This is a genomic window from Halobellus sp. (genome assembly GCF_042218505.1).
GTDB lineage: Archaea > Halobacteriota > Halobacteria > Halobacteriales > Haloferacaceae > Haloquadratum.
In genome coordinates, this window is the sequence record NZ_JBDGQZ010000017.1 from 155480 (window position 1) to 165255 (window position 9776).

Sequence of the window (9776 nt, forward strand, 5' to 3'; positions counted from 1 at the left end):
TCACTCTCTGGACCGGAACCGCTTCGGCAGCGAGCGAAGGGTCCACATCGAGGCTGCCGGACCGGGTGCAACGGCAGTCGGCGTCGCGTCGCTGTTCGTCTTCGCCGTCGGTTATATCTTCACCGGCGGCGACGCCGGGGTTCTCAACGCCCCCCTCCTTGGCTCGGTGCTCACGTGGCTCCAACTCCGCTTCGACAACCTCGTCGGCGCCTGGCTGTTTCACGCGCTGTACAACCTCCTCGGACTGTTAGTCGGTCCCGCACTGGTCCCATCGCTGTACGCGCTCTGACCCTCTGGGCCCGCCGTCTAATCGGAAAAACAGTAACCGTCGGGCGGCCTCGGCACGGTATGGACGACAGCGTCAATCCCGACGTTCGGCTTCGCGCCGCCACGCCCGAGGACGCGGCCGCCCTCCGGCAGATCTACGCGCCCTACGTCCGCGACTCGCCGGCGACGTTCCGAACCGAGGTCCCATCCGTCGAGCGGATGCGACGAACGATTCGCGAAAAGCGCGCGGCCGACGAGTATCCGTGGTACGTGGCCGTCGCCGACGAGGGGACCGACGCCCCGGACGGCGGCGAATCGACGGTCGTCGGCTACGTCTACGGCAGCCAACTGCGCGAGCGGCCGGCGTACCGCTGGGCGGTCGAGACATCGGTCTACGTCGACGCCGCGGCACAGCGCGCCGGGGTGGGAACGCGCCTCTACGAGCGCCTGCTCGAGACGCTCCGACGACAGGGCTACTGCTCGGCCTACGCCGCCCTGGGAATGCCGAACCCGGAGAGCGAGGCGTTTCACGAGCGACACGGATTCGAGCACGTCGGGACGTTCCCCGCCGCGGGGTTCAAACTCGGCGACTGGCACGACGTCGTCTGGTACCACCGGCGGTTGCGAGAGCCCGACGGCGACCCCGACGAACCCACACCGGTCTCGACAGTCGAGGACCCGGACGCGTAACGCGCGCCGCGGCAATCCTCCCCAGAGTCGCCACGTTCAAGCGCGCCGGTTGAGATGTGCCGACAACGATGACACGAAGCGTCTGGCTCAAAGCCGACGACGAAGTCGGTGACTGGGAGACACGTAAGCGACGAATCACGGCCGGCCTGGAAGCCGGCGTGGACTGGGTAGTCGTCGACGAGGCCGACGTCGGCCGCGTTCGCTCGCTGGGCGACGTGTCGGTCGCGGCGTTCCGCACCGACTCGGGCACGGCACTGATCGACGACGTGGAGGCAGGCGAAAGTGACGGCGTAAAGGATGAACTTCAGTCGGGCGAGGAGGCGGACACGTACGTCGTCGGGAAGAACGGCGAGGGGGACGGGACCGCCGACCTGCCGCCGGACTTCTCCGGGTCTGCGGATCTCACGACGCTTCGCCGTGAGGACGAACGAGCGAACGGTGCGTACGTCCGCATCTTCTCCGAGGAGTACGAGTCCTTCGCGGAGGAGGCGGCCGCAGACGCCGACTACACCGTCGTCGTCGGCGAGGACTGGACGATCATTCCCCTTGAGAACCTGATCGCGCGGATCGGCGACGAGACCGACCTGATCGCCGGCGTCACGACCGCAGAGGAAGCGCGGACCGCGTTCGAGACGCTCGAAATCGGCGCCGACGGCGTCCTGCTCGACACCGACGACTCCGATGAGATCAGAGAGACCGTCGAGGTCCGCGACGAGGTCGAGCGCGAGACGCTGGACCTCCAGTGGGCCACAGTGACCGCCGTCGAGCGCACCGGGATGGCCGATCGCGTCTGCGTCGATACCGGGAATCTGATGGAACACAACGAGGGGATGCTCGTCGGCAGTATGAGTCGCGGGCTCTTCTTCGTCCACGCGGAGACGGCGGAATCGCCGTACGTCGCCTCCCGGCCGTTCCGCGTCAACGCCGGCGCAGTCCACGCGTACGTCCGGACGCCCGACGGCGGCACCAAGTACCTCTCGGAACTGAAGAGCGGCGACGAGGTCCAGGTTGTCTGCGAAGACGGCAAGACCCGCGAAGCCGTCGTCGGGCGCGTGAAGATCGAAAAGCGGCCGATGTTCCGCGTCGAGGCCGAGGTCGACAACGACCGCGTCGAGACCTTGCTTCAGAACGCGGAGACGATCAAAGTCCACACCCGCGAGGGGCGGACAGCGATCACCGATCTGGAGGCGGGCGATGAGGTGCGCCTGTTCTACGAGGAGACGGCCCGGCACTTCGGCGAGGCCGTCGAAGAGAGCATCATCGAAAAGTAACGGACCGGATCAGCGCCCGTCCGCGTTCCGCCCTGCGTCGGCTTCAGGACGGTTTGCGTCCGGTAACTTCTCAGTACACCACGGACAGAACGAGATGTCGAGGTCGAGTTCGCCACCGCAGTGTGGACACGTCACCTCGTCAGGTGGTCGGAGGTCCCGCGTCGCCAGTCGGTAGGCGTCGAGCGCGTTCAGAAACAGGAGTCCGAACACGGGTACCGTGACCACCGTCGGCAGCGTCTCGGGGTCGATGCTCGCGAGCGCTGCAGGGCCGGCGAGGCTGAGCGTCGACGGATCGACGAACACCGACAGCAGCACGATTGTCGCGCCGACGACGAGGGAGAACCAGGCGGCTGCGCGACGCCACTTCCGGAGATAGAGGTGTCCGACCCCAGCGACACCGACGCTGGCACCGAGTACGGCCACCAGCGCCGCGATCATTGCACGGCGACGGGTGTGAGTCATATCGGTGTCGGAGACAGTGAGGAGGCTTAAAACGTCCGGGGATCGCGAGGCCGCAGCGCAGTCGCTGGAAGAGAAGAAGCGCTCCCTAACAAGACCGCGCTCAGATCCGTCTACGCCAGTCCGATACTCTCCTCGGCTTCGAGGAGTTCGTGATAGCGGTTGCGGATCGTGACCTCGGAGATGTCTGCGACCTCGCTGACAGCGGCCTGCGTCGTCTTCTCGTTGGTGAGCAGCGCTGCCGCGTAGACCGCGGCCGCGGCGAGTCCGACCGGCGACTTCCCGGAGTGAACGCCCTTCTCTTTAGCGTTCTTCAGGAGTTGTCGCGCGCGGAGTTTCGCCTCGTCGGAGAGACCGAGTTCGGAGGCGAACCGGGGGACGTACTGCTCGGGGTCCGCAGGCTTGACTTCGAGCGAGAGTTCCCGTGCGATGTACCGGTAGGTACGAGCGACCTCGCTCTTCGGAACTCGAGAGACCTCCGCGATCTCGTCGAGCGAGCGGGGGACGCCGGCCATCCGGGCCGCAGCGTAGACGCAGGAGGTAGCGACGCCCTCGATAGAACGGCCGGGGAGGAGATCTTCGTCGAGGGCACGGCGGTAGATGACAGAGGCGGTCTCGCGGACGTTCTCCGGGAGGCCGAGCGCGGAGGCCATCCGGTCGATCTCGCCGAGCGCCTGTTTGAGATTGCGCTCTTTCGAATCGCGGGTGCGGAACCGCTCGTTCCACTTGCGGAGGCGCTGCATCTTCTGCCGCTGGTTCGACGACAGGGAGTTGCCGTAGGCGTCGCGGTCGCGCCAGTCGATGTTGGTCGACAGCCCTTTGTCGTGCATCGTGTTCGTCGTCGGCGCGCCGACGCGGGACTTCTGGTCTTTCTCTTTGGCGTCGAACGCGCGCCACTCGGGGCCGCGGTCGACGGAGTCCTCGGTGATGACGAGTCCGCAGTCGTCACAGATGGTCTCGCCGTGCTCGTCGTCGACGACGACGTTTCCGCTGCACTCCGGGCACGCTAGTTCTTCGTCGGCGGTCTCGGATTCGTTTTCTTCTTGTTCTTCGCCGGGTCGAACCCAGCGCTGACCGGCCGAGTTGCCGTCTCGGCCCTCGTTCGTTTGCGATTCGTCTCTCGTTCTCGCATTCACGCGAGTGTACGTACTCTTCTCGCTCATCGGTATCGCGACGAATGCCCCGTGCCGGGGATCAGTACGAAGGCCCGGAGCGGTCCGTATCACCTCAACCGACGGAGATTATAAAAAGCGTTCGGAATCGCCTTCCCGAACGGAACGCACAGCCTCTCCGACGGCTTTCCAGCAAATCGACCGTTACAATTTATATAGCGAAGAGCGCCCCTGCGAGTCCGTCCGCAACGCCCTTGACCGTTGGCGTCCGCTACCCCCGTATGAACGCCGCTCCCGCGAGCGACCAGTACGACGACGTCGAGCGGATCGTCTCGCTCGCGCCCAGTACCACAGCGACGCTGGCGGCGATGGACAGCGCGGACCGCGTCGTCGGCGTCACCGTCCATTGCGACCTCGACCGCCCGGTCGTCGGCGGCTGGTTGAACCCCGACTACGACCGTCTCGCCGACCTGGATCCCGACGTGGTCTGCACTGCCGACGGACTCCAGCGCGAGATCCGCGACGAACTCCGAGAACGGGGGTACGAGATCTGCCACGTCGAACCCGACCGGCTCGATGCCGTTCTCGAGTCAATCGAGCGAATCGGCCACGCCGTGGATCGATCCGCAGCAGGCGAGGCACTCGCGGCGGAACTCCGCGATCGGATCGATGCCGTTCGGGATGGGACCCCTGACGCCGCCGAGGACCGGCCAGTTGTCTACTGCGAGGAGTGGGGAGAGCCGCCGATGGCCGCGGGTAACTGGGTTCCCGACGCCATCGAGGCCGCGGGCGGTCGCTATCCCTTTTGTGAGGCTGGCGAGCGATCCCAGGAGGTTTCGATGGAAGGCGTCACGGCGGCCGATCCGGACCACGCGATTATCCATCACTGCGGACACGGCAACCGTGTGGACAGGGGAATCCTCGAAGACCGCGGCTGGGACCTCAACGCGACCGTGCACGTCCTCGACGACGACCTTCTGAACCAACCGAGCCCAGCGCTCGTCAACGGAATCGAAACGCTCGCATCGACGCTCCACGGCGAGGACTGAGCGCGGACGACGATGGAACCGACACACGTATTGTTCGAGCGGGGGGACTCCAGCGTATGCGAATCGGAGTCGGCAGCGGGAATCCCGTAAAGCGCGAGGCGACCACACGCGTCTTTCCGGACGCGACCGCCGTCGCCGAACCGGTGGCTTCCGGCATCTCTGAGCAGCCGACCGGGAACGACGAGACGCGGACGGGCGCTCTGAACAGGGCTGAGGCAGTGCTCGACGTGGACAGCGAGTACGACCTCGGCGTAGGTATCGAGGGCGGCGTCGCCGACATCGAGGACGACGCGACAGCTGAGATGTTCCTCGTGATGTGGGCGGCCGTCAGCGACGGCAAGCGCCGCGGCGTCGGTGCCGGACCGAGCCTTCCGCTCCCATCCTCAATTGCAACGCGGGTCCGCGCCGGGGAGGAGTTGGGGCCGGTGATGGACGACACCCTCGGCGAGTCCGACGTCGCGAAGAATCAGGGCGCTGCGGGCGCGTTCACCGACGGGAAACTGACGCGGACAGATGCGCTCGCGGCGGCGGTGACGGCCGCGGCGTCGCCGTTTCTGAGCGACCTGTACTGACTCCTCGTCCGCCAGAGTGCGATCGGTGGGGCCGCGCTCAGTCGAGTTCGGGCGCCTCCTCTTGGGCCTCCCGTACGTTCCGGGTCTCCTCAACGGCGGTCGTCAGTGAGACGTTGAGTCCGAGCATCGAGGCGTAGCCGCCGACGACCGTGACGATATTCTTCACCGCGTGATCGAGCACCGCGGCCCCGAGCGCGAGTTCCGGCGAGAGCGGCGTGAGGCCGACGACGAGCAGCGTGAACGCCCCCTCGTAGAGCCCGACGCCGCCCGGCGAGAGCGGCAGCACCTTCGCGAGGTTACCGACGCTGACTGCGAAGAAACTCACCGCGATCAGTTCGACGACTGGGAGTCCCGGCGTGAACGCGGCGAGCACGAAGAGTGCAGTCACGACGTCCAGCGTCCAGACGGCGACGCTCGACGTGCCAATCCGGGTGAAGCCGCGTCGCGTCCCCGCGACCGTCTGGAGGTCGTCCACGAATCGCCCGACGGCGCCGGCGACGAAGTCGGCGTACGAGTCGGTGCTGATCCGATAGACGACCGCAGCGACGAAGTTGCGGTCGCTCCGGGCTGAGAGCGCAATACCGACAACGGCTGCAAGCGCGACGAGGCCCACGCCAAGTGCGACGATGACCGCCACCCGACCGGCGCCCTCTGCCCCAGTGACTGTCCGGGCGAGTTCGGCCGTCTGTCCGGCGGCCGTGTAGCCAATGAGTACCACGCCGGCCATCGAGGCAATCGTCAACAGGTCGAAGACGCGCTCAGCCGCCAGCGACGCGAACCCCGAGGGGTACGGGATGCCGCGGCGCGCCTTGACCACGTACGCCCGGATCAGGTCACCCGCCCGGGCGGGGAAGACCAGATTCCCGGTCTGGCTGATGAAGACGGCACCCGTGAGGAACGGGAGCGTCTCGCGGTACCCCAACTCCCCGAGGATGTCGCGGTAGCGGAGGCCGCGGAGCGGCCACGAGAGCAGGTAGACGAGCGCGGCCGCGACGACGAGAAGCGGGTTGACCTCGCTCATCTCCGCGATGACGGTGCCGAAGTCGATGTACTGGGTCATCAGCACCAGTGCGAACACCGCCAGGAACGCACCGGCGATGAGACCGACGCGGCGGGAGAGCCGCGGCCGGACGGAGAGTTGCCAGAACGTGCGGAGAATCTGACTGCCCATCCCGAACACGTCGCGGACGAGATCGACTTTGGTGTCTCCTTTCGGCGTCCACTCGACGGGGAACTCCGCGACGGTGAAGCCGGCGCGTTGCGCCCGCACCAGCATTTCGGTGTCCCAGAACCAGTGTTCGTCCTCGACGTCCTCGACGAGCGTCTCGAACGCCTCACGGCTGAAGGCCTTGAATCCACACTGATGATCGCGGAGGTCCGAACGGAGCAGCGTCCGAACGAGACCGTTGTACACTCGGCTGGGGACGCCGCGCCTGGCCGGTCGGTTCACGACCTCCCCGGGGAGCCAGCGGGAGCCCGTAGCCACGTCTGCCTCGCCGGTACGGATCCGGTCGATCAACTCTTCGAGGTGGCGCATATCGGTCGCCAGGTCCGTGTCGAAGTACGCGAGGACGTCGCCACGGGCAGCCCCGAAGGCGCGTTCGAGCGCGCCGCCGCGACCCAGTCGACCGTCGCTGTGAACGTGACGGACGCGCTCGTCTTCGGCCGCGAGTCGGGCGGCAATCTCCGGCGTCCGGTCCTCGCACCCGTCCTCCGCGACGAGTACCTCGAAGGACTCCGGGGAGAGGAATCCCGCGAGCGTCCCGAGCGTCGTCTTCACGGTCGATTCGAGCGTCTCGGCCTCGTTGTACGCCGGGAGGACGACGCTCACGGAGACGGCGGGCGCGTCGCTCGTCTCGTTTTCTGCGTCGACTGCGCCATCGGCTGACTCGACGGTGGACCTCCCGGGAGCGGTGCTGTCGCGGGGACTGCCCATTGGTGTGTCCTGGCTCTGCATCGCGTATGAAGTTTCTGCCTTGGGGCGGCCCGATTAGGCGACCGTACCCCCCAGCGGTGAACCGACGGTCGAAAGACCCCTACTGGATCCAAAAACCGCATCACTACGCGGTGTTAGCCGTATGTACCAAACCGCTCATAGGGTGAACTACCGTGGTACTGGATATGAGCGCCACAGCCGCTTCGGCACCCACCGCGGACCTCAACGAGAAACAGGACCGGATTCTCGAGTACCTGCGGACGAACGTCGACGAGCGGACCTACTTCAAGTCACGGCTGATCGCCCAGGACCTAGACCTCTCCGCAAAGGAAGTCGGGTCGAATATGCGCGCGATCATCGAGGCAGATATCAGTCTCACCGTCGAGAAGTGGGGCTACTCTTCGGGAACGACGTGGAAGGTCACCGCGTAGTCGAGGGCGCACTGAGGCAGACGATCAGGGGTCGTACCGCACGAGCGAGTCCGCTTCGGCGGCCAGTTCGACCGCGTCCGGACCGAACGAGTCGGCGAACCTGACCACTACGAGGAGCAGCGTCTCCGGGTTCTGGACGGTGTAGGCACCGTCACGCGAGAGCAACCCTGCTTCGTCGAGTTCGCGGGCATAGCCGCTCACAGTCGCCCGTGAGACGTCGAGGTGGGCTGCGAGGTCGGCACCGGAAGATCCCGGGTTCCGGAGGAGTTCGACGAGCATCCCGCGCGGCGTCCGGCGGCGGAGATAGCCGAGCGCGACCTGCTCGAACGCGGAGAACCGACCGGCGGAGAAGAATCGCTTGTAATCGCCGTCGCGACGCGACACCAACACGTTGTCGTCGACGAGTTTCCGGAGGTGGTGCTGGGTTTCTCCGGTTCCGAGTTCCAGGTCGTCGCGGATCTTCGAGAAGTGTGCGCCCGGCGTAGACGCGACGTAGCCGACAATCGCATCGCGGGCGTCACTCGTCGTCTCAGTATCGGCGGCCGCCGTGCCGCTGGCTCCGAGTCCGGCGAGCGGCGAGGCTGCCCCGAGCGCTGCAAAGCGCCGGAGCGTCGCCCGCTTCTCCTCGTCGATCTGTCGTTCCGACATTCGATTCGGCTAAAAGACGGGTGATAGCGACAAAAGCGCTTCGTTCGTGGTGACGTGTCGATTCTGCGTTCGCTGAATCGAGGCGGCCGCCGAGAGTGCCTCCGACGACGCGGCGCTATTCCGTCTCTTTCTCGACCGCGGGTTCCTCGTCGGCGGGCTCTGTCTCTCCGTCGCTGGCTGCATCGGGGACCGTTGAAGCGGCCTGGTCCGGCTCTGCCGCCGCAACGTCGGTTTCGGCGACCACTTCGTCGGGGTCCTTGATCGAGTTCTCTCCGGGTACGCCCGCCTCCTCGATGACAGCCTCGGAGTCCTTGAATTCGGCGTCGGCACCCTGCTTGATTGCCTCGGCCTCCTGTTCGAGTTCTTCGACGTCCATCTCGGTTGCCTGGTCGATCTGACCGAGGATCTCCTCGATGTCGTCGAGGCCGAGCAGTTCGCGGGTCTCCGAGTCGAAATCGAGGCTGTCGAGACCGGCCTGCTCCTGAACGTCGGAGTCAGTGAGCTGTCGACCGTAGCGGCCGAGGAGACTCGTGAGTTCCTGCGGGAGCACGAACGTCGTCGATTCGCCCTGCCCGATCGTCTCGAGGCTCTCCATCCCCTTCTCGATGATCGCTCGCTCGCCCATCGATTCGGCGGACTTCGCACGCAGGACCGTCGAGATGGCGTCACCCTGCGCTTCGAGGATCTGGCTCTGCTTCTCACCCTGGGCGCGGATAATGTTGGACTGCTTCTCACCCTCGGCTTCCTCAACCGCAGAGCGCCGTTCACCCTGCGCTTCGAGGATCATCGCACGCCGGCGGCGCTCCGCGGACGTCTGCTGCTCCATCGCCTGCTGGACGTCCTTGGAGGGGTTCACTTCCCTGACCTCGACGCTCTCGACGCGGACACCCCACTCGTCTGTGGGTTCGTCGAGTTCGCGCCGGATCCGACCGTTGATCTCCTGGCGCTTGTTGAGCGTATCGTCGAGTTCCATATCGCCGATGACTGCCCGGAGCGTCGTCTGTGCGAGGTTCGAGACCGCGCGCTTGTAGTCGTCGACCTCGAGGAACGCTTTCTTTGCGTCCATCACTTTGATGTAGACGACGGCGTCGGCGGTGACGGGCGAGTTGTCTCGCGTAATTGCTTCCTGCCGGGGAACGTCGAGCGTCTGCGTCCGCATATCGAACGGATACGTTCGCGAGACGAACGGCGGGATGAAGTTGATGCCGGGTTCGAGCAACTTCCGGAACTCGCCGAACACCGTCAACGCCTCCTTCTCGTACGCGTCGACGATCTCCACCATCTGGTAGACGGTGACGATCGCGAGGAGAAGCACGAGCAGCCCGATCGCCGGGAGGCCGA

Annotated in this window: 11 protein-coding genes; 6 read left to right on the forward strand and 5 right to left on the reverse strand. The window is 66.0% G+C overall.

Features of this window, described 5'->3' with window-relative positions; all coding sequences use genetic code 11:
* Nucleotides 1-46 precede the first annotated feature (46 nt).
* The 3 genes from ABEI27_RS05665 to ABEI27_RS05675 all read left to right on the forward strand — a co-directional run bounded on the left by ABEI27_RS05665 (nucleotide 47) and on the right by ABEI27_RS05675 (nucleotide 2228).
* Nucleotides 47-289, forward strand: a complete 243-nt coding sequence (locus ABEI27_RS05665; RefSeq protein WP_375798447.1) for a type II CAAX prenyl endopeptidase Rce1 family protein — start codon at nucleotides 47-49, stop codon at nucleotides 287-289.
* A gap of 59 nt (nucleotides 290-348) precedes the next feature.
* A complete protein-coding gene (locus tag ABEI27_RS05670; RefSeq protein WP_375798433.1) occupies nucleotides 349-957 on the forward strand; it encodes a GNAT family N-acetyltransferase in 609 nt (202 codons plus the stop codon).
* Between the two features lie 68 nt (nucleotides 958-1025).
* Nucleotides 1026-2228 carry a 3-dehydroquinate synthase II gene (locus ABEI27_RS05675; RefSeq protein WP_375798434.1) on the forward strand — a complete coding sequence of 401 codons (1203 nt, stop codon included), beginning with the start codon at nucleotides 1026-1028 and terminating at the stop codon, nucleotides 2226-2228.
* Between the two features lie 9 nt (nucleotides 2229-2237).
* Here the strand turns inward: ABEI27_RS05675 and ABEI27_RS05680 are convergent, their stop codons facing one another.
* Together ABEI27_RS05680 and ABEI27_RS05685 are read right to left on the reverse strand one after the other, a co-directional pair.
* Complete coding sequence (locus ABEI27_RS05680; RefSeq protein WP_375798435.1) at nucleotides 2238-2690, reverse strand: zinc ribbon domain-containing protein; 453 nt, start codon at nucleotides 2688-2690, stop codon at nucleotides 2238-2240.
* A 110-nt stretch (nucleotides 2691-2800) separates the two neighbouring features.
* A complete protein-coding gene (locus tag ABEI27_RS05685; protein WP_375798436.1) occupies nucleotides 2801-3850 on the reverse strand; it encodes a transcription initiation factor IIB family protein in 1050 nt (349 codons plus the stop codon).
* Between the two features lie 230 nt (nucleotides 3851-4080).
* Between ABEI27_RS05685 and ABEI27_RS05690 the strand changes: the two genes are divergently transcribed.
* On the forward strand, nucleotides 4081-4848 hold the full coding sequence (locus ABEI27_RS05690) for a helical backbone metal receptor (protein WP_375798437.1): 768 nt from the start codon (nucleotides 4081-4083) through the stop codon (nucleotides 4846-4848).
* A 56-nt stretch (nucleotides 4849-4904) separates the two neighbouring features.
* Nucleotides 4905-5420, forward strand: a complete 516-nt coding sequence (gene yjjX / locus ABEI27_RS05695) for an inosine/xanthosine triphosphatase (protein ID WP_375798438.1) — start codon at nucleotides 4905-4907, stop codon at nucleotides 5418-5420.
* Nucleotides 5421-5457: 37 nt separating this feature from the next.
* On the opposite strand, the gene ABEI27_RS05700 is transcribed toward yjjX, so the two are convergent.
* Nucleotides 5458-7356, reverse strand: a complete 1899-nt coding sequence (locus ABEI27_RS05700; protein WP_375798439.1) for a flippase-like domain-containing protein — start codon at nucleotides 7354-7356, stop codon at nucleotides 5458-5460.
* 185 nt (nucleotides 7357-7541) lie between these two features.
* Here ABEI27_RS05700 and ABEI27_RS05705 point away from each other — a divergent pair, with 185 nt between their 5' ends.
* A complete protein-coding gene (locus ABEI27_RS05705; RefSeq protein WP_375798440.1) occupies nucleotides 7542-7787 on the forward strand; it encodes a hypothetical protein in 246 nt (81 codons plus the stop codon).
* A gap of 24 nt (nucleotides 7788-7811) precedes the next feature.
* Here ABEI27_RS05705 and ABEI27_RS05710 read toward each other — a convergent pair whose 3' ends face one another.
* Nucleotides 7812-8435: a winged helix-turn-helix transcriptional regulator gene (locus ABEI27_RS05710; protein ID WP_375798441.1), complete on the reverse strand. Its 624-nt coding sequence runs from the start codon at nucleotides 8433-8435 to the stop codon at nucleotides 7812-7814.
* Between the two features lie 115 nt (nucleotides 8436-8550).
* Nucleotides 8551-9762 (reverse strand): SPFH domain-containing protein, encoded by a 1212-nt coding sequence (locus tag ABEI27_RS05715; RefSeq protein WP_375798448.1) that lies wholly within the window; start codon nucleotides 9760-9762, stop codon nucleotides 8551-8553.
* Nucleotides 9763-9776 lie beyond the last annotated feature (14 nt).

Coding starts and splice junctions, on each gene's coding strand:
- ABEI27_RS05670 (WP_375798433.1), top strand. CDS start 349: ATGGACGACAGCGTCAATCCCGACGTTCGGCTTCGCGCCGCCACGCCC.
- ABEI27_RS05675 (WP_375798434.1), top strand. CDS start 1,026: ATGACACGAAGCGTCTGGCTCAAAGCCGACGACGAAGTCGGTGACTGG.
- ABEI27_RS05680 (WP_375798435.1), bottom strand. CDS start 2,690: ATGACTCACACCCGTCGCCGTGCAATGATCGCGGCGCTGGTGGCCGTA.
- ABEI27_RS05685 (WP_375798436.1), bottom strand. CDS start 3,850: ATGAGCGAGAAGAGTACGTACACTCGCGTGAATGCGAGAACGAGAGAC.
- ABEI27_RS05690 (WP_375798437.1), top strand. CDS start 4,081: ATGAACGCCGCTCCCGCGAGCGACCAGTACGACGACGTCGAGCGGATC.
- yjjX (WP_375798438.1), top strand. CDS start 4,905: ATGCGAATCGGAGTCGGCAGCGGGAATCCCGTAAAGCGCGAGGCGACC.
- ABEI27_RS05700 (WP_375798439.1), bottom strand. CDS start 7,356: ATGGGCAGTCCCCGCGACAGCACCGCTCCCGGGAGGTCCACCGTCGAG.
- ABEI27_RS05705 (WP_375798440.1), top strand. CDS start 7,542: ATGAGCGCCACAGCCGCTTCGGCACCCACCGCGGACCTCAACGAGAAA.
- ABEI27_RS05710 (WP_375798441.1), bottom strand. CDS start 8,435: ATGTCGGAACGACAGATCGACGAGGAGAAGCGGGCGACGCTCCGGCGC.